The 22193-nt window shown below is 71.8% G+C and carries 16 protein-coding genes; 13 read left to right on the plus strand and 3 right to left on the minus strand.

From position 1 onward, the window contains the following. The first annotated feature begins 65 nt into the window (after positions 1-65). The 5 genes from O7628_RS24965 to O7628_RS24985 all read left to right on the plus strand — a co-directional run bounded on the left by O7628_RS24965 (position 66) and on the right by O7628_RS24985 (position 7800). Complete coding sequence (locus tag O7628_RS24965) at positions 66-1439, plus strand: endo-1,4-beta-xylanase (RefSeq protein ID WP_278134179.1); 1374 nt, start codon at positions 66-68, stop codon at positions 1437-1439. A 138-nt stretch (positions 1440-1577) separates the two neighbouring features. Beyond that, positions 1578-2906 (plus strand): PHB depolymerase family esterase, encoded by a 1329-nt coding sequence (locus O7628_RS24970; protein ID WP_278134181.1) that lies wholly within the window; start codon positions 1578-1580, stop codon positions 2904-2906. 28 nt (positions 2907-2934) lie between these two features. Then, positions 2935-4224 (plus strand): cellulose binding domain-containing protein, encoded by a 1290-nt coding sequence (locus O7628_RS24975; RefSeq protein ID WP_278134183.1) that lies wholly within the window; start codon positions 2935-2937, stop codon positions 4222-4224. A gap of 218 nt (positions 4225-4442) precedes the next feature. Beyond that, positions 4443-5138: a FadR/GntR family transcriptional regulator gene (locus tag O7628_RS24980; protein WP_278134184.1), complete on the plus strand. Its 696-nt coding sequence runs from the start codon at positions 4443-4445 to the stop codon at positions 5136-5138. 250 nt (positions 5139-5388) lie between these two features. After that, on the plus strand, positions 5389-7800 hold the full coding sequence (locus tag O7628_RS24985) for a ricin-type beta-trefoil lectin domain protein (RefSeq protein ID WP_278134186.1): 2412 nt from the start codon (positions 5389-5391) through the stop codon (positions 7798-7800). Between the two features lie 65 nt (positions 7801-7865). On the opposite strand, the gene O7628_RS24990 is transcribed toward O7628_RS24985, so the two are convergent. Further along, positions 7866-8633 carry an FCD domain-containing protein gene (locus O7628_RS24990; protein ID WP_278134188.1) on the minus strand — a complete coding sequence of 256 codons (768 nt, stop codon included), beginning with the start codon at positions 8631-8633 and terminating at the stop codon, positions 7866-7868. Positions 8634-8787: 154 nt separating this feature from the next. Between O7628_RS24990 and O7628_RS24995 the strand changes: the two genes are divergently transcribed. The 5 genes from O7628_RS24995 to O7628_RS25015 are packed head-to-tail and all read left to right on the plus strand — an operon-like array spanning position 8788 to position 15538. Then, positions 8788-10056: an extracellular solute-binding protein gene (locus tag O7628_RS24995; protein WP_278134190.1), complete on the plus strand. Its 1269-nt coding sequence runs from the start codon at positions 8788-8790 to the stop codon at positions 10054-10056. Between the two features lie 21 nt (positions 10057-10077). Continuing rightward, positions 10078-11037: a sugar ABC transporter permease gene (locus O7628_RS25000; RefSeq protein ID WP_278134192.1), complete on the plus strand. Its 960-nt coding sequence runs from the start codon at positions 10078-10080 to the stop codon at positions 11035-11037. Then, the gene (locus O7628_RS25005) at positions 11034-11864 is read left to right on the plus strand and encodes a carbohydrate ABC transporter permease (protein ID WP_246384575.1); all 831 of its coding nucleotides are present in this window, start codon (positions 11034-11036) and stop codon (positions 11862-11864) included. Before O7628_RS25000 ends, O7628_RS25005 begins: the two co-directional genes overlap by 4 nt. Before the next feature lies 1 nt (position 11865). Beyond that, on the plus strand, positions 11866-13104 hold the full coding sequence (locus tag O7628_RS25010) for a mandelate racemase/muconate lactonizing enzyme family protein (protein WP_278134194.1): 1239 nt from the start codon (positions 11866-11868) through the stop codon (positions 13102-13104). Between the two features lie 37 nt (positions 13105-13141). Further along, complete coding sequence (locus tag O7628_RS25015) at positions 13142-15538, plus strand: ricin-type beta-trefoil lectin domain protein (RefSeq protein WP_278134195.1); 2397 nt, start codon at positions 13142-13144, stop codon at positions 15536-15538. Between the two features lie 114 nt (positions 15539-15652). On the opposite strand, the gene O7628_RS25020 is transcribed toward O7628_RS25015, so the two are convergent. Beyond that, the gene (locus tag O7628_RS25020) at positions 15653-16237 is read right to left on the minus strand and encodes a TetR/AcrR family transcriptional regulator (RefSeq protein ID WP_278134197.1); all 585 of its coding nucleotides are present in this window, start codon (positions 16235-16237) and stop codon (positions 15653-15655) included. Between the two features lie 64 nt (positions 16238-16301). Between O7628_RS25020 and O7628_RS25025 the strand changes: the two genes are divergently transcribed. Together O7628_RS25025 and O7628_RS25030 are read left to right on the plus strand one after the other, a co-directional pair. After that, positions 16302-17204 carry an oxidoreductase gene (locus tag O7628_RS25025; protein ID WP_278134199.1) on the plus strand — a complete coding sequence of 301 codons (903 nt, stop codon included), beginning with the start codon at positions 16302-16304 and terminating at the stop codon, positions 17202-17204. A 157-nt stretch (positions 17205-17361) separates the two neighbouring features. Then, positions 17362-18375 carry a LacI family DNA-binding transcriptional regulator gene (locus O7628_RS25030; protein ID WP_278134202.1) on the plus strand — a complete coding sequence of 338 codons (1014 nt, stop codon included), beginning with the start codon at positions 17362-17364 and terminating at the stop codon, positions 18373-18375. A gap of 9 nt (positions 18376-18384) precedes the next feature. Here the strand turns inward: O7628_RS25030 and O7628_RS25035 are convergent, their stop codons facing one another. Beyond that, a complete protein-coding gene (locus tag O7628_RS25035; protein WP_278134204.1) occupies positions 18385-20097 on the minus strand; it encodes a trehalase family glycosidase in 1713 nt (570 codons plus the stop codon). Between the two features lie 260 nt (positions 20098-20357). Here O7628_RS25035 and O7628_RS25040 point away from each other — a divergent pair, with 260 nt between their 5' ends. Then, positions 20358-22193: an RICIN domain-containing protein gene (locus O7628_RS25040; RefSeq protein ID WP_278134206.1), complete on the plus strand. Its 1836-nt coding sequence runs from the start codon at positions 20358-20360 to the stop codon at positions 22191-22193.

Raw genomic sequence — 22193 nt, forward strand, 5'->3', positions numbered from 1 at the left:
TCTCCTTTGCGGAACCAATCCGGGCGCACCACCACCGCTGCAATCCACCCGGAGAAGGAATCGACATGAGACGCAAGAGAGCCCTCCTGACGACGGTGACCCTCGCGGTCACCGGCGCACTCACCGCCGGCGTGCTGGTGACGATGGCCCCCGCCGCCAGCGCCGGGACGACCCTGCGGGCTGCCGCGGCCGAGAAGGGCCGCTACTTCGGCGCCGCGGTCGCGACGGGCAAACTCTCCAACAGCACGTACACGACGATTCTCAACCGCGAGTTCAACAGCGTCGTGGCCGAGAACGAGATGAAGTGGGACGCCACCGAGCCGCAGCAGGGCCAGTTCAACTACAGCGGCGGCGACCGCCTCGTCAGCCACGCCCGGGCCAACGGGATGAGCGTGCGGGGCCACGCCCTGCTCTGGCACCAGCAGGAGCCGGGCTGGGCGCAGGGCATGTCCGGCAGCGCCCTGCGCAGCGCGATGATCAACCACGTCACCCAGGTCGCCACCCACTTCAAGGGGCAGATCTACGCCTGGGACGTGGTGAACGAGGCGTTCGCCGACGGCAACAGCGGCGGCCGGCGTGACTCGAACCTCCAGCGCACCGGCAACGACTGGATCGAGGCGGCGTTCCGCGCCGCGCGGGCCGCCGACCCGGGCGCGAAGCTCTGCTACAACGACTACAACACCGACGGGGTCAACGCGAAGTCGACCGGCATCTACAACATGGTGCGCGACTTCAAGTCCCGGGGCGTGCCGATCGACTGCGTCGGCTTCCAGTCCCACCTGGGCACCACGCTGGCCAGCGACTACCAGGCCAACCTCCAGCGCTTCGCCGACCTCGGCGTCGACGTGCAGATCACCGAGCTGGACGTCATGACCGGCGGCAACCAGGCGAACATCTTCGGCGCGGTGACCCGGGCGTGCATGAACGTGTCGCGCTGCACCGGCATCACGGTGTGGGGCGTGCGGGACTGCGACTCGTGGCGCGGGTCCGACAACGCCCTGCTGTTCGACTGCAACGGCAACAAGAAGCCGGCGTACGACTCCGTCCTCAACGCCCTCAACGCCGGCACCGGCATCCCCAACCCGACGACCACCCCGCCGAACCCCACCACGACTCCGCCGAACCCGACGACTCCGCCGCCGGGTGGGGCTGGGTGTTCGGCGACGGTGTCGGCGAATTCGTGGACGGGTGGTTTCGTGGCCACGGTGAAGGTGACCGCTGGTTCCGGTGGTACCCGGGGTTGGAACGTGAGTGTGGTGTTGCCGGGTGGCACGAGTGTCACGGGTACGTGGTCGGCGACGGCCAGTGGTAGTTCGGGGACGGTGCGGTTTGCCAACGTGGACTACAACGGTCAGCTCGCCGCCGGTCAGGTGACCGAGTTCGGGTTCCAGGGCAACGGCACCGCGCCCACCCAGACCCCCACCTGCACCGCCAGCTGACCCGCCCGTCGGCCCGACCCGGAGCACCCCTGGTCGGGCCGACGGCCCCTGGTCGGGCCGGCCCGTCGACCGCCGCGCGGCCCGACGGGGCCGGGCACCGCCCGCCGCCGCACCCCACCCACCACGAAGGAAGCGCCGATGAAACGAAGGATCGCCCTGCTGGCGGTCGCGCTGGCGACGGCCCTGGCGACGACGACGGCCGTGATCAGCGCCGCCACCCCGGCGTCGGCCGCGACGCTCACCCAGGTGACCAACTTCGGCACCAACCCGACCAACCTTCAGATGCACCTGTACGTGCCGGACCGGGTGGCGGCCCGGCCCCCGCTGCTGCTGGCCCTGCACTACTGCACCGGCAGCGGCCCGGCGCTGCACACCGGCTACCAGCTCAGCTCCCTCGCCGACCGCTACGGCTACATCGTGATCTACCCGTCGGTGACCCGCAGCAGCAAGTGCTGGGACGTCTCCTCCCCGCAGGCCCTGCGGCGTGACGGCGGCAGCGACCCGGTGGGCCTCAAGTCCATGATCGACTACGTCCGGGCCCGCTACCCGGTCGACGCGAACCGCATCGGCGTCCTCGGGTTCTCGTCCGGCGCCATGATGACCAACGTGATGGCCGGCCTCTACCCGGACGTGTTCCACGCCGGGGTGAGCTCCTCCGGCGTGCCCTTCGGCTGCTTCGCCACCACGAACGGCTCGGAGTGGAACAGCGAGTGCTCCGGCGGACGGATCGTCAAGACCCCGCAGCAGTGGGGCGACCTGGTGCGCAACGCCTACCCCGGCTACACCGGCAGGCGTCCCCGCATGCAGATCTGGCACGGCACCACGGACACCACGCTGAGCTACGTCAACTTCGGCGAGCAGATCAAGCAGTGGACCAACGTGCTCGGGGTGTCCCAGACCCCCGTTTCCACCGACTACCCGCAGACCAGCGCCACCCGCACCCGCTACGGCGGCACCGGCGGCACGCCGCCGGTCGAGGCGATCAGCTTCCAGGGGTACGGCCACTCCATCCCGTTCGACACCGCGCAGGCCATCCGCTTCCTCGGCTTCGACGTGGCCAACCCCACCACGCCGCCCCCGACGACCCCGCCCCCGACCACGCCGCCTCCGACCACGCCGCCTCCGACCACCCCGCCCCCGACCACGCCGCCTCCGACGACTCCGCCGCCGGGTGGGGCTGGGTGTTCGGCGACGGTGTCGGCGAATTCGTGGACGGGTGGTTTCGTGGCCACGGTGAAGGTGACCGCTGGTTCCGGTGGTACCCGGGGTTGGAACGTGAGTGTGGTGTTGCCGGGTGGCACGAGTGTCACGGGTACGTGGTCGGCGACGGCCAGTGGTAGTTCGGGGACGGTGCGGTTTGCCAACGTGGACTACAACGGTCAGCTCGCCGCCGGTCAGGTGACCGAGTTCGGGTTCCAGGGCAACGGCACCGCGCCCACCCAGACCCCCACCTGCACCGCCAGCTGACGCTACGCGCACATTGGAAGAGAGCGACATGTCCAGAAACAGGTTCTTCTCCGGCCCCATCGCGCTGGCGGCCCTCCTCGTCGCGACGGCGGGTGGCGTCACGCTGAACGGTGGCCTCGGCGCCGTCGAGACGGTTGCCGACGTGGGCGCCGCCGCGGCGACCGCAGGCTGCGGCAAGGCCCCGACGCTGCGCAGCGGCACCCACACGATCCAGAGCAACGGCAAGAGCCGGAGCTTCATCCTGCGGATGCCCAACAACTACAACAACAACAACCAGTACCGGTTGATCTTCGCGTTCCACTGGCGGGGCGGCACCGCCACCGAGATCGACAACGGCGGCACCAGCGGGGCCGCCTGGTCCTACTACGGCCAACTGGAGCAGTCGAACAACACCGCCATCCTGGTCGCTCCCCAGGGCCTCGGCAACGGGTGGGGCAACGCCGGCGGCGAGGACGTCACCTTCGTCGACGACATGCTCCGCCGCATCGAGGGCGATCTCTGCGTCGACACCACCCAGCGTTTCGCCCTCGGCTTCAGCTGGGGCGGTGGCATGAGCTACGCCCTCGCCTGCGCCCGCGCCACGGTGTTCCGGGCGGTCGCGGTCATCAGCGGCGCGCAGATCAGCGGATGCAGCGGCGGCACCCAGCCCATCGCGTACTTCGGGCTGCACGGCATCAGCGACAGCGTCCTGAACATCTCCCAGGGCCGTGCGCTGCGCGACACGTTCGTGCGCAACAACGGCTGCACCGCCCAGAGCCCGCGCGAGCCGGCCCCGGGCAGCAGGACGCACATCACCACCGCGTATTCGGGCTGCCGGGCCGGGTACCCGGTGCAGTGGGCCGCGTTCGACAACGGCCACATGCCGGGCCCCGTCGACGGCACGTACGCCGAGAGCGGTGTCACCACCTGGACCAAGGTCGAGATCTGGCGCTTCTTCGCCCAGTTCCAGGGCACCCCGAACCCCACGACTCCGCCGCCGAACCCCACCACGACTCCGCCGAACCCGACGACTCCGCCGCCGGGTGGGGCCGGGTGTTCGGCGACGGTGTCGGCGAATTCGTGGACGGGTGGTTTCGTGGCCACGGTGAAGGTGACCGCTGGTTCCGGTGGTACCCGGGGTTGGAACGTGAGTGTGGTGTTGCCGGGTGGCACGAGTGTCACGGGTACGTGGTCGGCGACGGCCAGTGGTAGTTCGGGGACGGTGCGGTTTGCCAACGTGGACTACAACGGTCAGCTCGCCGCCGGTCAGGTGACCGAGTTCGGGTTCCAGGGCAACGGCACCGCGCCCACCCAGACCCCCACCTGCACGGCCTCCTGACCGACGGACGGCGGCAGGCGTACCCCGGCTCCGGGGCGGCGGACGCACCTGGTCCGTCGCCCCGGGGCGCGCCGTGCTCCCGGCGCGGCGTCGGCCGTGTCCGCGCCGGGAGGCAAACATGTGACGTCTCCTATAGTGGGGTGCTGCCGGCATCCGCGGGGCGCGGGTGCCGGGTCCCGTGCCGTCGGCGTGTGGCGGCGGGCGTTGAGGGGGCCGGGGTGGCACTGACCGACGACGCGATCGCGAAGATCCGCAGCATGATCCAGAGCGGCGAGCTGCCGCCGGGCGCGCGGCTGCCACCGGAGCCGCAACTGGCCGCGCAGATGGGGCTGTCCCGCAGCGGGGTGCGGGAGGCCGTGAAGGTGCTCGAATCGGCCCGGGTGCTCGACGTGCGGCGGGGCGACGGGACGTACGTCACCAGCCTCGCCCCCCGGCTGCTGCTGGAGGGCCTGGGCGTCGCGGTGGAGCTGCTGCGCGACGACACCCTGCTGGAGGTGATGGAGGTGCGCCGGATGCTGGAGCCGGTGGCGACCGGCCTGGCGGCGCTGCGGATGACCGACGCCGACCTCGACGGGCTCAGCCGGATCCTGGAGGAGATGCGGGCGGCGGCCGACGACGCGGAGAAGCTGATCCGGTTCGACACCGCGTTCCACCACACCGTCGTCGCCGCGACCGGCAACGAGACGCTCACCTCGCTGCTGGACGGGCTGTCCAGCCGTACCGTGCGGGCGCGGGTGTGGCGCGGGTTGATCGAGGGCAACTCGGCGCACCAGACGATCGACGAGCACCACGCGATCTACCTCGCGCTGCGCGCGGGTGACCAGTTGCTGGCCCAGGCCAGCGCGCTGATGCACGTCAACACCTCCGAGGCGTGGCTGCGGCGGGTGCTCGCCGCCCAGGCGACGGACGCCTGACCCGGCCCGCCGGCCGGCCCCGCCGCCGGGTCCCGCCCGCCGGGGCCGTCGCCGTCCCGGCCGGGCAGGGTTGACCCGCACCCCCGCGAGAGATATAACGTATGACGACTAACTAGTCGACGTTTATCTATGAATAGGCGCGACCCGATCCTCCCTCATGCCGCACCGCACCACCACCACACGGGTGTCGGTCCCAGCGGGGTGACCAGGCCGGCGAGGTCGAGCCGTGTTCCCCGGGGAGGCCCGACCCATGTCAGGAACCAGGCGGCTCCTTCGCCGCCCATCGGCCCTCGCGCTTCTGCTCGTCGGCACTCTGCTGGCCGTCGGTGGCGCGGTGGGCGGGCTCGCCGCGCCTGCCCGGGCCGCCACCTCGATCACGATCAACGGGGCGTCGGGCGGCAAGACCTTCGACGGCCTCGGCGCGGTCAGCGGCGGCGGCGGCAACAGCCGGCTGCTGATCGACTATCCCGAGCCCCAGCGCGGCCAGATCCTCGACTACCTCTTCAAGCCCGACTACGGCGCCTCGTTGCAGATCCTCAAGGTGGAGATCGGCGGCGACACCAACTCCACCAGCGGGTCCGAGCCGAGCCACTCCCACTTCCGCGGCGACCTCGACTGCAACCGCGGCTACGAGTGGTGGATCATGGAGCAGGCCAAGCTCCGCAACCCGAGCATCAAGCTCGTCGGGCTGGCCTGGGGCGCGCCGGGCTGGATCGGCAACGGCACCTTCATGTCCCAGGACTCGATCGACTACCACCTGGCCTGGCTGGGCTGCGCCAAGCAGCACAACCTGACCATCGACTACCTCACCGCCGCCCAGAACGAGCGGTTGTACGACGCCAACTGGACCATCAACCTGCGTACCGCGCTCAACAACAACGGCTACGCCGGCGTGAAGCTCATCTTCGGCGACGACTACCCGGGCAGCTGGAACCCGGCCAACGTGGCCGTCAACAACGCGGCGCTGCGCAACGCGATCGATGTCATCGGCGGCCACTACCCGTGCGGCTACCTGGCCGCGCAGACCACCTGCACCGTGTCGGCCAACGCCACCGCCACCGGCGAGACCCTGTGGAACAGCGAGGGCGGCTCGCAGGACTACAACGACGGCGCCAAGCCGCTGGCGCGCGGCATCAACCGGGGCTACCTCGACGGGCGGATGACCGCGTACATCAACTGGAACCTGATCGGCGCGACCACCACGAACATCCCCTGGGCCACCGTCGGGTTGATGCTGGCCAACCAGCCCTGGTCGGGCTGGTACGCCGTCGGCAAGAACGCCTGGACGCTCGCCCACACCACCCAGTTCACCGCGCCGGGCTGGAAGTATCTGGACTCGTCCAGCGGCTACATCGGCGGCGCGCGCAACAACGGCAGCTACGTGTCGCTGAAGTCGCCGAACAACACCGACTACACCACGGTCGTCGAGACCATGGACGCGACCGCCGCGCAGACCCTGGACCTCACCGTCACCGGCGGGCTCTCCACCGGCTCCGTGCGGGTGTGGTCGACCAACCTGAACTCCAACAACACCGCCGACCACTTCGTCCGCGGCGCCGACATCACTCCCTCGGGCGGCCGCTACTCGCTGACCGTGCAGCCCGGCCGCGTCTACACGATCACCACCACGACGGGCGGGGGCAAGGGCACCGCGACCAGCCCGCCGCAGGGGCAGCTCAGCCTGCCCTACAGCGACAACTTCGACAGCTACCCCGCCGGCAAGCTGGCCCGGTACCTCCAGGACAACCAGGGCGCGTTCGAGACCGCTGCCTGCGGCGGCGGCCGGGCCGGCATGTGCCTGCGCCAGTCGTCGCCGATGGCCCCGATCACCTGGAAGACCCTGGCCGACCCCAGCACCTACGGCGGCAACCTGAACTGGAACAACTACACGGTCTCGGCCGACGTGCTGCTGGAGAAGGCCGGCTACGTCCAGCTGGAGGGCCGGGTCGGCAGTCAGAACCTCGACCCGGTCAGCGCCCAGAACGCGTACTTCCTGCGGGTCACCGACGCCGGCGCGTGGTCGATCCTGCGCAACAACACCAGCAACCAGCTCACCACCCTGCGCAGCGGCACCGTCGCCGCGCTCGGCACCAACCGCTGGCACAGCCTCGCCCTGGGCTTCTCCGGCAGCACCATCACCGCCACCGTCGACGGGGTCACCGTGGGCACGGCCACCGACTCGTCCTTCGGCGCGGGTCTCGTCGGCTTCGGCACCAGCCAGGGCCAGACCGCCCAGTTCGACAACCTCAGCGTCGTGCCGGGCGTGGGCGGCGGCACGCAGGTCGCGCTGCGCAACACCAACGCCGGCCGGTGCCTGGACGTCCCGTCGCAGTCGCAGACCAACGGCACCCAGCTCACCCTGTGGGACTGCAACGGCGGGGCCAACCAGCAGTGGACGCAGACCGCCGGCAAGCAGCTCCAGGTGTACGGCACGAAGTGCCTCGACGCCGAGGGCGCGGCGACCTCGTCGGGGACCAGGGTGATCATCTGGGACTGCACCGGCGGCACCAACCAGCAGTGGAACCTCAACTCCGACGGCACGATCACCGGGGTGCAGTCCGGGCTGTGCCTGTCCCCGACCGGCGGCGGCACCGCCAACGGCACGCAGGTGGTCATCGCGACCTGCACCGGCGGCAACAGCCAGAAGTGGACGCGGAGCTGACCGCTGCCCGCGCCTGTGCGGAAGGGGTTGCCCCAGGGGAGTCCCTTCCGCAGGCGGCGCGTCCGTCAGCGCACGAGCCGGGCGGTGTCCGGCCCGCTGCGGCGGACGAGCCACGCCTCGGTGATGTGGGTGATCATGGCCTCGGCCGCGCCGTCGGGGTCGTGGGCCGCGATGCGCTCGTAGATGCGCCGGTGCCCCCGGTTGGACGCCACGCAGAGCGCGCGCTCGGTGCGGCCCATGTACCGGGCGGTGTTCACCACCTGGCTCTCCAGGGCCCGCACCACGCCCCGGGCGATGCGGTTCCCCGACGCCTGCATGATCACGTCGTGGAACGCGCGGTCGTGCTCGTGGTAGGTGACGTGGTCGTCGACCAGCTCGTCCATCCGGTCGACCAGGGCGCGCAGCCGGTCGACGGTCTCCTCGTCGGCCAGGCGGGCGGCGACGTTGGCCATGTCGGACTCCAGCACCCGGCGGGTGACGACCAGGTCGTCGAGGATCGCCAGGCTGTCGTCCTCGGCGATGGTCGCCGCGAGCACGAGCTCGTCGAGCATGTCCCACGTCGACGGCGGGGTGACGATGGTGCCGCTGCCCTGGCGGACCTGCACGAGCCCCTTCTCCTGGAGGATCTTCACCGCTTCCCGCACGACGGTGCGGCTCACGGAGAACGCCCCGCACAGCGCCGGCTCGGGGGGCAGGGGGGTCCCCGGGGGGTGCACCCCCCGGACGATGCGCTCCACCAGTTCCGCGGTGACCGCCGTGGCGAGGTTCGCGGGCCGCCGCGCCCACGCCGGGGAGCCCGAGATGCTCGGGGTGGTCTCCTGTGCTGCCGTCATGTCCCCTCCAGTGCCCCCGCGGGCGGCGGTCGTGGCGCCGTCGGGAAATTCTACGCCTCAGTGTTGACGTCATACGTCATACGAGTTACCTTCTCGTCAATTCTTGCATCGACGGCCGGCTCTCCGGCACCCGCATAGTCGAAGGTGAGCAGCGATGAAGCAGCGAGCAGTGTGGCCAGCGATCCTCGTCGCGGCACTGGTGCTGGGTGGCTGCGGGAGCGCCTCGGGGACGCGTTCCTCGCCCGGCGGATCCGACGCCAAACTGGTGGTCTGGGACTGGAAGTCCGGTGAGCCCACCGCCGCGCAGTACGTCGAGAAGGCGAAGGCGGACTTCGCCAGGAAGCACCCCGGCGTGACCGTCGAGTTCGTCGCCCAGCCCCACGACCAGTACTACACCCTGCTCGGCACGGCGATCCAGTCGGGCAAGGGCCCCGACGTGATCCTGTTCAACGGCGGCGGGCAGATCCGCGACCGGGTGGACGCGCTCCTGCCGCTGGACGAGTACGTGGCCGAGGACCGGCAGCGGCTGGCCGGCTGGGACGCGTTCACCAAGGACGGGAAGACCTACGCCGGCCCGGTGACCCTCCAGGGCCACCCGATCTACTACAACCGGTCGCTCTACGAGAAGGCCGGCCTCGACCCGGCGAAGCCGGCGGCCACGTGGCCCGAGTTCGTGGCCAACTGCGCCGCCATCACGAAGCGGACCGGCACGAAGTGCTTCGCCCTCGGCAACAAGGAGGGCATCGGGATCCAGTTCTTCCTCTCGGCCTTCGGCTCGGGCGTGCTCACCCCGCAGGAGTACGACGCCTGGATCGCCGGCAAGCGGGACTGGACCTCGCCGCACGTCAAGCGGATCTTCGCGCTCTGGAAGGAGACCCAGGACGCGAAGCTCAACAGCGACGGGCCGAACTCGACGGCGATGTTCAACGACGCGTTCGCGCTCTTCCAGTCCGCCAAGGCGTCCCACGTCATCGGCCTGATGTCCGACATCGGGCACTGGAAGGACTTCGGCGAGTTCCTCACCGCCGACAAGGTCGGCGTGATGCGCGCGCCGGTGGTCGTCCCCGGGGCGACCCCCAGCCTGCCGTTCGACGGCGGCATCGGGTACGGGGTCGCCAGGTGGACCAGGGACCCGAAGCTGGCCGCCGACCTGGTGCGGTCGTTGACCTCGACCGACGCCCTGACGGCCTTCCACACGCAGGCCGGCGCGATCGCCGCCGACACGACGATCGACGTGTCGCAGGGCGGCCCGGCCGTCAGCACGATCGTCGCCGACCTCGCCAGCGGCAAGCCCGCCCTGCACGTGGCGCTCTCCTCGCGCACCCTGGACCTGATGGGCCGGGTCTCCCAGAAGCTGCTGAGCGGCTCGATCACCGTCGACGAGGCCGTGCGGCAGTTGGCGGCCTCGGACCAGGCCGGTTGACCCGTGCCGAGTGGAGAACCGTTGACGTCGGTCCGTCCGGTGGTGGCCGGGCGGACCGACCGGGCGCGACACCAGCGGCCGGCGTCGCCGGGCGCCGCGGCCCGGCGTGGCCGTGGCGCCCGGCGGAGCGAACGCCTCGCCCCCTACGTCCTGCTCGCCCCCGCCGTGCTGGTCATCGTGCTGCTGCGGCTGTGGCCGCTGCTGCTCGGGGTCAACTTCTCGTTCACCGGGGACGGCGACCGCGACGGGACGATGGTCGGCCTCGACAACTACCGGGAGCTGCTGGCCGACCCGCTGTTCCGGGGCGCGCTGCGCAACGTCGGGCTGCTCGTGCTGCTGCTGCCGGTGGCGGTGGCGATCCCCGGCCTGCTCGCGACGTTCATCTACCTGCGCGTGCCCGGGCACCGCTTCTACCGCAGCGTCTACTTCTTCCCGGCGGTGCTCTCCCCGGTCATCGTCGGCGCGATCTTCAACCTCCTGCTCGCCTTCGACGGCCCGCTCAACACCGTGCTCGGCGGCGTGGGCATCGGGCCGACGGACTGGCTGGGCGACCCCGACGTGGCGATGTTCGTGGTGGTCGGCGTCCACGTCTGGGCGACCTTCGGCATGGCGCTGGTGGTCTTCCTCGCCGGGTTCGCCACCCTGGACGCCTCGCTGCTGGACGCGGCCCGGGTCGACGGCGCGTCGCTGCCCCAGACCATCCGGCACGTGATCGTCCCCAGCCTCTCCCGCACCATCCAGTTCGTCTTCGTGACCACGATGATCGGGATGCTGACCTCCATGTTCGGCCTGCTCTACGTGATGACCAGCGGCGGCCCCGAGGGCTCGACCTATCTGCCGGAGTACTACATCTGGATCCAGCAGGGACAGATGAACCGCCCGGCGCTCGCGTCGGCCGCCTCGACGGTGCTGTTCGTCGTCATGCTCGTGGTGGGGCTGCTGCAGATCAGCCTGCTCCGGCGGGGGGTGAGGGAGGCGTGACGTCCCGCGTCCGGCCGGGCAGGTGGCTGCTCGCCGTCCCGATGAGCCTCCTGGCGTTGGCCACGATCTACCCGCTGGTGTTCACCGCCAACGTGGCGATGAAGACCCGCCGCGAGTACATCCTCGACCGCTTCTCGCTGGCCGACGCCCTGCGCTGGGAGAACGTCGCCACCGCGTGGAACAGCGTCGGCATGGCCCGGTACCTGGCGAACTCGGTCGGCACGGTGACCGCCGCGGTGGTCCTGCTGCTGCTGTTCGGCTCCATGGCCGGCTTCGCCCTGAGCCAGCTGCGCTTCCGGGGCTCGTCGGCGCTGTTCCTGGGCTGCCTCGCGGCGCTCTTCGTGCCGTTCCAGGTGATCATGGTGCCGCTGAACCGGATCATGGCCGACGCCGGGCTCGTCGACACCTACCCCGGCCTCGTCCTCGCCTACGTCGCGCAGTTCCTCCCCTTCACGATCTTCCTGATGACCAGCTACTACCGGACCATCCCGACGGAGATCGTCGACGCGGCCCGCATCGACGGCAACAGCGTGTACGGCGTCTACCGGCGGATCATGCTGCCGCTGGGCGCCCCGGCACTGCTGTCGGTCGGCATCCTCGACGCCCTGTTCTGCTGGAACGACGTGCTGATCGCGCTGCTGCTGATGCCCTCGACCGAGCACCGCACCCTCATGGTCGGGGTGACCTCGCTGCGCGGGCAGTACTCCGCCGACATTCCCACCTTCGCCTCCGGGGTGCTGATCGCCGCGATCCCCGTCCTGGTGATCTACCTCTTCCTCCAGCGTCAGATCGCCGATGGCGTCGCCGCCGGCTCCACGAAGGGCTGACATGCGGATCACCGGTTACCGGACCCTGACCACCAGCCAGGAATGGGGACGCCCCGTCGGGGACGCCAACGGCGTCTTCGCCGACGGCGTCACCGCCGTGCCGATCGTCGTGGTCGAGACCGACGAGGGCATCAACGGCGTCGGCCTGGGGCCGCACGGGGACATCGAGAACATCTTCGCGGCGCTGCACGGCGAGGACCCCCGCGCCGTGACCAGCCTGTACGACCGGATGCTGCGGCAGACGTTCAAGGCGGGCCACGCGGGCTCGGTGTTCGGCACCATCGGCGCGCTCGACACCGCACTGTGGGACATCAAGGCGCGGGCGGCCGGGCAACCGCTCTGGCGGCTGCTGGGCGGCCGCGACCGGCGGGTCCCCGCCTACGCGTCCGGCCTGGACATCGGGCTCGGCGACGACGAGCTGGTCGCGGCGTACCAGGAGTACGCCCGGCACGGCCTGCGGGCCGCCAAGCTCAAGGGCGGCCTCGACATCGAGCGGGACCGCGACCGCCTGCGCCTGGTGCGCGACGTGCTGGCCGACGCGGCGCAAGGGCGGCGGCCCGGCCTGATGCTCGACGTCAACGAGGCGTGGACCCGCAAGCAGGCCGTCCGGCACGTCTGCGAGCTCGAACGCGACCTGGACCTGGTCTGGATCGAGGAGCCCGTGCGCCGGTGGGACGCCGAGGGCCTCGCCGCCGTCGGGCAGGGCATCCGCGCCTCGGTCGCGACCGGCGAGAACCTCACCGGCCTCGAACAGTACCGTCCGCTGCTCGCCGCGGCGGCGGTCGACGTCGTGCAGGCCGCCGCGGTGTGGGGCGTCACCCACTTCCTGCGGGTGTCCGCCCTGGCGCACGCCTTCGACCTGCCGGTCAGCCCGATCGGCAACAGCCCCATCGGCCTCCTGCACGCCGCCACGTCGGTGCCCAACCACCTGGTCAGCGAGTTGCAGGACCTGCACGCCCCGGTCGGGCTCAGCCTCGACCTGCACGTCTCCGACGGCGCGTTCGTCCTCGGTGACTCGCCGGGCCTGGGCGTCACGGTCGCCGAGGACCAGCTCCGCGCGCCCCACCGCCGCCCGCAGCCCCCGGCCGCCGACGGGCCCAACGTGCGGCCGGAACGGGCCGGGCGACGCCTGCTGGCGGTGGCCGACCACGCCTACACCACGGCCCGACCGCACGCCACCACCCGGCCCGGCGGGCCCGCGCACACCCTCGACGGCGTCGCGCCCGCCGTCCGGCCCTGACCCCGGCCGCCACCCCACCACGATAGGAGCCCCGCCCGTGCCCGTCCCGTCATCACCCAGCAGGCGTCGGCCGGTGCTGGCCGCCGTCGCCGCGGCGACGGCCGCCGCCGCGGCCGCCGTGTTCGCCCCGGCGACACCCGCCCTCGCGGCCACCACCACCCTCTACGCGTCCCCCGCCGGCAGCGGCACCGCGTGCTCGGCCAGCCAGCCGTGCGCGCTGACCGAGGCGCAGAACGCCGTCCGCTCCCGCACCGCGGCGATGTCTGGCGACATCGTCGTCGAGCTGGCCGACGGCGTCTACCGGCTCGCTGCGCCGCTGCGGATGACCGCCGCCGACTCCGGCACGAACGGCTACACCGTGACGTGGCGGGCCGCGGCGTCCGCCCGACCCGTCGTCAGCGGGGCCCGGGCGGTCACCGGCTGGTCGCTCGTCGACTCGGGCAAGAACATCTGGCGGGCCAGCGTCCCCGCCGGGCTCGACAGCCGGCAGCTCTACGTCAACGGCGCCGTCGCCACCCGCGCGCGCACCGCCGTGAACCGGGCCGACTTCACCTTCACCACCTCCGGCCTGCGGTTCAGCAACAGCGCGCTCAACTACCTGAACAACCTGGGCAACCAGAACCGGGTCGAGGTGGAGAGCGTGGGCTCGTTCACCGACCGGTACTCCCCGGTGCAGAGCATCAGCGGCAACTTCCTGACCATGCAGCAGCCGGCCTGGAACAACAACACGTTCGGCTTCGACACCCTCTCCAGCCCACACCGCGCGGGCCCGTTCTACCTGACCAACGCGTACGAGTTCCTCGACACGCCGGGGGAGTGGTACCTCAACCCGGGCAGCGGGCAGCTCAACTACATCCCGCTGGCCGGGCAGAACATGAGCAGCGTCAGCGTCGAGCTGCCGCAGTTGCAGTCCCTGGTGAACGTCGGCGGCACCTACGACGCTCCCGCGCACCACATCTCGTTCAGCGGGATCACCTTCACCGGCACCAGCTGGCTCGGCCCCAGCAGCAGCAACGGCTTCGCCGACCAGCAGACCGGCGCGCACATCGTCGGCACCTGGGCCCGCCCGGCCGACGCCCTGACCTCCTGCCAGGCCGGCTGCCCCCAGTTCGAGGCCACCCGGCCGAACTGGGCCCAGATGCCCGCCGCCGTGCAGGTCTCCGCCGCGAACACCATCACCTTCAGCGACTCGCAGTTCGTCAACCTGGGGCAGACCGCCATCGGCATCGGCAACGACGCCAACGCCCACGCCAGCGGGGTCGGCCTCGGCGCCAGCAACATCACCGTCACCCGCTCCGAGATCGCCCGCAACTCGGCCGGCGGCATCGTCGTCGGCGGCGTGCGCGCCGACGCCCACCACCCCAGTGACCAGCGGATGGTCAACCGCAACATCACCGTCAGCAACAACCGGGTGCACGACCTGGGCCTGGAGTACCGGGGGGTCGTCTCGATCCTGACCACCTACGTCAGCACCGCCCTGGTCTCCCACAACGAGGTCTACAACATGCCGTACACCGGCCTGTCGGTCGGCTACGGCTGGGGCGCCAACGACGCCGGCGGCAGCAACCACTATGCCAACCGCGGCCTGTACAACTACCAGCCCCGCTACACGACGGCGACCACCGCGTCCAACAACCAGGTCATCGGCAACTACGTGCACGACGTCATGCAGCAGATGACCGACGGCGGGTGCATCTACACGCTGTCGGCGAACCCGGGCGCGACCATCAACGAGAACTACTGCCTGCGCACCAACGGCTGGTTCGGGCTCTACTTCGACGAGGGGTCCCGTTACTACACCGCCCGCACCAACGTGTTCTCCAACACGGGCACCTGGGCCACCGCCAACTACTGGTACGCCGAGAACATGGGCAACTTCACCGTCACCAACAACTGGTCGACCAACAACAGCACCAACGTGACCAACGGCGACCGGGGCAACGTCGTCAACAACAACACGGTCGTCAGCAACAACAACTGGCCCTCGGGCGCCCAGACGGTGATGGCCAACGCCGGCGTGCAGGGCGGCAGCAACCCGTCGCCGCAGGGCGCGCAGATCGTCGGCGTCCAGTCCGGCCGGTGCGCCGAGATCGGCGGCTCCAGCACCACCAACGGCACCCAGGCCCAGCTCTGGGACTGCCTTGGCGCGGCCAACCAGCGGTGGACGCAGACCGCCGGCCGGCAGCTCATGGTGTACGGCAGCAAGTGCCTGGACGCCTCCGGGCAGGGCACCGCCAACGGCACCCAGGTCGTGATCTGGGACTGCAACGGCCAGGCCAACCAGCAGTGGAACGTCAACGCCAACGGCACGATCACCGGGGTGCAGTCCGGGCTGTGCCTGGACGCCAACGGCGCCGGCACGGCCAACGGCACGAAGCTCATCCTCTGGGCGTGCAACGGCGGCGCCAACCAGCAGTGGAGCCTGCGCAGCTGAGCCCGGGGGCGCGCAGGGCCGGCCCGTCGCCGGCCCTGCGCGCCGCGCCCGTGCCGGCCTCCCGGGCGGCGACGACGTCGCAGGCGGCGCGGCGCGCGCCGGCCGCCGGCCCGGCTAGTGGCGTCGCGATCCCCGGATGAACTGGTCGACGGCGGTCTGCGTGATCCCGTCGAGCAGCTCCGACGCCACCAGGTTGCCGTTGACCAGCATGGCGATGCCCTGCAACGTCGCGAACAGCACGATGCCCACGCGCTCCGGGTCGCCGGGCTCCAGCACCCCCTGCGCCTGCCCCTGCACGATCAGGTCGTGCATCAGCCCGAACGGCGCGGCGGCGGCCTCGACGAGATGATCGGCCCCCGCGCGGTGCTTCCTGGTGAACATCAGCTCTAGCAGCGCGGCGTCCTCGGTGGCGAACCGGAGGTAGGCCGCCGCCATGGCGTGCAGGCGCGGCCCGAAGTCGCCCCCGGCGGCGGCGAGCGCCGCGCGGAGCTGCGCGTGCAGCCGGGCGAACCCGGCTTCGGCGAGCGCGTCGAGCAGCGCCTGACGGTCGGGGAAGTGCCGGCGCGGCGCGGCGTGGCTGACCCCGACCTCCCGCGCCAGCTCGCGGAGCGAGAGCTGCTCCGCGCCGTGCTGGCGCAGGCTGCGCTCGGCGGCGGCGAGCAACGTCGGGCGGAGGTTTCCATGGTGGTACGCGGGCACCGGGTCATGGTAGCCAACGATGTCGTCATTGCCGACATTGTTGTCACCGGATACATTGTTTCCCATGACAACATTTACGCTCGCCCAGCTCCCCGCCATGACCGACCGTACCGTCGTCGTCACCGGCGCGAACAGCGGCATCGGCCGCACTGCCGCCCGCGCGCTCGCGGCGCGGGGCGCCCGCGTCGTGCTCGCCGTCCGGGACCCCGCCAAGGGCGAAGCCGCCGCCGCGACCATGACCGGCGACGTCGCCGTACGCCGGCTCGACCTCGCCGACCTCGCCTCGGTCCGCGCGTTCGCCGAGGGCTACGCCGAACCGATCGACGTGCTGATCAACAATGCCGGCGTGATGATCCCGCCGCTGGGCCGCACCGCCGACGGGTTCGAGCTCCAGTTCGGCACCAACCACCTCGGGCACTTCGCGCTCACCAATCTGCTGCTGCCCCGGATCCGCGGGCGGGTGGTCACCGTCTCCTCCAGCGGGCACCGGGCGGGGAGGATCGACTTCGCCGACCTCAACTGGGAGCGCCGGCCCTACCGGGCGTTCCCCGCCTATGCACAGTCGAAGCTCGCGAACCTGCTGTTCACCGCGGAGCTGCACCGCCGGCTCACCGAGTCCGGCTCGCCGGTGCGCGCGACCGCGGCCCACCCCGGCCTCGCGGCCACCAACCTGCTCGGCCACCTCGACCACGACCGTTCCCTGCTGCACCGGCTCCAGACGGCGGTGACCAACCGGCTGGCGCAGAGCGACGAGGACGGCGCGCTGCCCACGCTCTACGCGGCGGTGGCCGACGTGCCGGGCGGCAGCTACGCCGGTCCGGGCGGCTTCCTCGAGGCTCGCGGCACGCCGAAGCTCGTCGGCCGGTCGAAGGCCGCCCGCGACGGCGACGCCGCCCGTCGCCTGTGGACGGTCTCCGAGGAGCTGACCGGGGTCGCCTTCCCGCTGGCCGCCCAGCGCGCCCGGTAGCGGTTCCCCGGCCCGCCGGCCACCTGGCGGAGGCAACCCCGCGTGACGGTCCGGCCACTGTCCCGGGCCGGGCGGGTAACGGGGAGGGCTATGCTTCGGCGCGGAGCGTGGCCCGTCCCCCGAGCGCCGGGGCGGGCGTCGAGTCGAGGGCGGTGTGATGAACATCGGGGAGATCGCCCGGCGGGCGGGGGTGTCCCGCAGCACCGTGTCGTACGTGCTGAGCGGGAAGCGGACCGTGTCGGAGCCGACCCGGCAGCGGATCCAGGCGGTCATCGACGAGCTGGACTACCGCCCCAACGCCAGCGCCCGCGCGTTGAAGGAGGGGCGCACCCGCACCCTCGGGCTGGTGATCCCCCCGGCCAGCCAGCGGCTGACCGACATGCAGCTCGGCTTCGTCGCCAGCGTCGTCGAGGCGGCGGCCCGGCACGACCTGGACGTGCTGCTGTCCCCGTCCGGTGGCGACCACGACCGCTCGTTCGAGCGGATCGTCGCCGGGCGGCGGGTCGACGGGGTGGTCCTGATGGAGATCCGGTTGTCCGACGACCGGGTGACCCGGCTGGCCAAGGTGGGCCTGCCGTTCGTCACGATCGGCCGGACGGCCGAGCCGCACGGGATGAGCTGGATCGACGTCGACTACGCCGGGCTGATCGCCCGGTGTGTGCACCACCTGGCCGACCTGGGGCACCGGCACGTGGCGCTGGTGAACCGCTCCGCCGAGCTGGTCGCCTCCGGCTACGGGCCCAGCCACCGGGCGCTGGCCGGCTTCCGGGCGGCGGTGGCGGAGCGGGGCCTGGTCGGCGTGGACGTCTGCTGCGGCGACGACGCCGCCTCCGGCGAGGCGTGCGTGGCGCAGTTGCTCGCGACGTACCCGCAGCTCACCGCGATGGCCACCATCAACGAGGCCGCGCTGCCCGGGGTGCAGCGCGCCCTGGCCGGCGCCGGGCTGGCCGTGCCGGGGGACTTCTCGGTCACCGGGGTCGCCGCCCGGCACTGGGCCGAGGACTTCTCCCCGCCGCTGACCGCCGCCGACGTGCCGATGGCCGACATGGGCACCGAGGCGGTGGCGCTGCTGTTGGAGATCATCGCCGCCCCCGGCGCCGTGCCGCGCCACCGCCTCTACCACCCGCCCGTCTCGCTGCGGTCCAGCACCGGCCCGGCCCGGCCCCGCTGACCGGCCCGGCTACCCGCCGGCGGCCCGTCGCCCCTGCTGCGCGGCGGCGAGGATCAGGTAGCTGCTGGCGGTCCAGGTGTAGGCACGGTCCCGCAGCCCCGCGCCGGTCTCGGCGTCGAAGTTCTCCGCGAAGCCGGACTTCTCGCACAGGGCGAGGAAGCGCCGGCTGACCTCGTCGGCGAGGTCGGTGTGCCCGGCCCGGCGCAGCCCGTCCTCGACCAGCACGGTGGAGGGGGCCCAGATGGGGCCGCGCCAGTAGCCGTCGGCCAGATAGTCGGCCGAGTCCGGCGGCTCGGTGGCCAGCCCGTGCGTGGTCAGGTGGGCCTCGACGCCCCGGGCCAGCGCGGCGGCGACCGGGGTGGGCAGGTCCGCGCCGAGCGTGACGGGCATCAAATCGAGCAGGCTGCGGCTCACCCGCCGCCGACCCGTACGCGGGTCGCGGGCGGCGAAGCGCGCGCCGTCCCACAGGTCGCGGAGCAGGGCCGCGCGGATCCGGTCGGCCTCGGCGGACCAGCGGCCGGCGGGCTCGCCCAGCTCGGTGGCGAGGTCGGCCAGGCAGCGCAGCTGCGCGACCAGGAACGCGGCGAGGTCGGCGGTCTGCACGACCCGCCCGCCGTCGAAGGTGGTGGCGTTGTCCCAGCCGCTGTCGTTGCCGTGCTGGTAGTGGGGCAGGTCCTGGCCGGGGGCCCGGCGCCCGTCCAGCCAGAACCCGGTCCAGCGGGCCAGCCGCTCGTACGTCTGGGCCAGCGCCGCCCGGTCCGGCGGCGCGGGCAGGCGGCGGCGCAGGCGTCGCAGGGCCCAGCCGTGGATGGGCGGCTTGACGTAGTTGTGCAGGACCTCGGAGTGGGTGACGGAGTCGGGCAGGGCGCCGGCCGGGTCCTGGTGGTCGAAGGGCAGGTGGAACTGGTGCCAGGCCAGCTCCGGCTCGCCGGCGGCCAGGGCGATCGCGTTGAAGCAGTGGTCCCAGCTCCACACCTTGTCCATCCAGTGCTTGGACATCAGCACGGCGGGCCGGGTGACGAAGCCCGCGGGGGCTACGGTGGCCGACCACAGCACGTACGCGGCGAGGTCGGCGGCCGGGGTGTCCGGGCCGCGCCACGGCGCGACCGCGTCGACGAAGGCGGCGAACTCGGTGCTGCGGTCGTGGTGCAGCCGGTCGAAGGCGGCGGTCGCGGCGTGCGGCGCACGGGCGGTCGCGTACTCCTCGATCGCGACCTCCCACGGCTGGTCGCCGGGGAGGTCGAGGAACCGGTCGGCGGTGCCGAGCGCCTCGACGCCCCCGGTCCGCCGCAGCGCGCCGGAGAGCACGGTGACCCGGTAGCGGCGACCGGTCTCGTACGAGGTGAACACGTGCGAGCCGTCGAGCGGGTCGAGGTAGAGGTAGGTGCCGCTGAACGGGGTGAGGGTGGCCGCCGCCGCGGCGATCCGCAGCCCGAGCCGCCGGCCCCGCAGCCGCAGGGTGTCCGGCCCGGCGTAGACGGCCTCGATCCGGCCGGCCCCGTCGCGCCAGGTGAGCAGCGTGGGGGTGGCGACGACCGTGGCGTCGGACCCGGCGGGGGTCAGGCGCAGCACGGCGTGCAGCCCGGTCTGGTGCGAGACCAGGTGCAGGTCGTCGGCGTACGTCTTCTCGGCGATCACCGGGGAGATGTCGAGCCAGGACCCGCGGTAGCTGAACGGGATGTCCTGGATGGGGAACTCCGGGCCGGGCGGGGCGACGGTCATGGGCGGCGAATGCCCTTCCTCTGAACGCTTCGCGGTCGGCGAACCGATTCGACGAACCGGTTCGGACGAAGATAGGTCCGTCGATGGTTGGCGGTCAAGGTGTGGCGGGGGTCGGGGGATCTACCAGGAGGGAAACGGCGTCGTCACCGCACTGTCATTTCATTGACATCTATCGACGCCCGGCCCTACGATCCCTGCGAATCGGTTCGCAAGTGCTGCCCTCCGGAGAGCGTCCCCCACGCCCCACCAAGGAGCCGCCCGTGAAGACCCCGTCCCGCAGCAGGCCAGGAGGAGCCCGTGCGCTCGTCGCCCGCCTCGTGGTCGCCCTGCTCGCCGCCACCGCCGCCGTGACCGTCGCCGGGTCCCCCGCGCGGGCCGCCGACGAGTCGATCACCGTCAACTTCGCCACGACCACCGGCACGCCCACCTACCGGGCGTCCGGCTGGATCTACGGCATGACCGAGAACGCCAGCGGCCCGGCCGACCACTTCTACCGCGACGTCAAGTTCCAGTACATGCGCGCCGGCGGCGCACAGCTGCCCGGCAGCGGCTGGGTCGGCGGCAACTACGACCGTCGCTGGAACTCCACCCTCGCCCAGGCCCGCCGGACCGCCGCCCTCGGCGGCCAGTTCATCATCCTGCCCCACGACCTGTGGGGCGCCGACGGCGCGGGCATCTCCCGCTTCCCCGGCGACAACGGCAACTGGACCGACTACGACAACTTCCTCACCCGGCTCATCGGCGACGTCCGGGCGGCCGGGCTGACCGTGCAGTGGGACATCTGGAACGAACCCAACATCACGATCTTCTGGAACCGCCCGATCTCGCAATACCTCGAACTGTGGCGGCGCACCTACCAGCGCCTGCGCGCGGAGTTCCCCAACCAGCTCATCGTCGGGCCGAGCTGCGCCTGCGTGCCGTCGACCAACCACGCGTTCTGGAACCAGTACCTGGACTTCGTCCGCTCGACCAACACGGTGCCGGACATCGTCAGCTGGCACGCGCTGCCGGGCGACCCGGTCGCCAACGTCGCCGCCGCCAACGCCACCCTCGACCCGCGCGGCATCGCCCACCCCCGGCCTTACCAGATCAACGAGTACGGCGCGACCGACGAGCAGAACCCGGCCGACGGCGCCTGGTACATCGCGCGCCTGGAACGGGCCCGCGCGGACGGCCTGCGGGCCAACTGGGCCGGCGGCGGCAACCTGCACAACGACCTCGGCAACCTGCTGGTCCGCAACTCCGCCGGCCAGCACCAGCCCAAGGGCGAGTGGTGGGCCTACCGCTACTACGCCTCGCAGACCGGGCAGGCCGTCGCGGTGACCGCCAGCCAGTCCTACGACGCGTACGCCACCAAGGCCACCGGCGCGGCGAAGGTCCTCGTCGGTGGCGGGCGCACCACCGGCAACCTCACCGTCAACCTGCAACGGCTGGACACCACCAGCGGCATCGTGCAGAACAACCAGGTGCGGGTCCTCACGCAGCGCATCCCCCACAACAACGGCGGGGCGGTGCAGGGACCGGTCACGGTCTCGAACAGCGTGGTCGGCGTGGCCAACAACAACGTCGCCGTGACCCTGCCGTACGGCAACCAGACCGACACCTACACCGTCACCCTGCTGCCGCCCTCGGACACCGGCTTCCAGTCGGTGGCGGTGGCCCAGCACTCCCAGCAGTGCCTGGACAACACCGGGCTCAGCGCCGCCGACGGCAACCCCCAGCAGCAGTACCCCTGCGAGGGCGGGGACCAGCAGCTGTGGAACTTCCGCCCGGTCGACGGGGTGGCCAACACCTACACCGTGGTCAACCAGGGCAGCGGCAAGTGCCTCGACGTCAGCGGGGCGTCCACCGCCGACGGCGCGGCCGTGCAGCAGTGGACCTGCCAGAACAGCCCCAGCCAGCAGTTCGCCCTCCGCAGGGTGACCTACGGCGGCAACGACCCGCACGACTACCAGCTCGTCGCCCGGCACAGCGGCAAGTGCGTCGACGTCAACGGGGTCTCCACCGCCGCCGGGGCGCGGATTCTCCAGTGGACCTGCAAGCCGGTCGGCCAGGGCAGCCCGTTGAACCAGACCTGGCGGATCTGGGGCCGGTAG

The organism is Micromonospora sp. WMMD956 (assembly GCF_029626125.1).
In the GTDB taxonomy this organism is placed as follows: Bacteria; Actinomycetota; Actinomycetes; order Mycobacteriales; family Micromonosporaceae; genus Micromonospora; species Micromonospora carbonacea.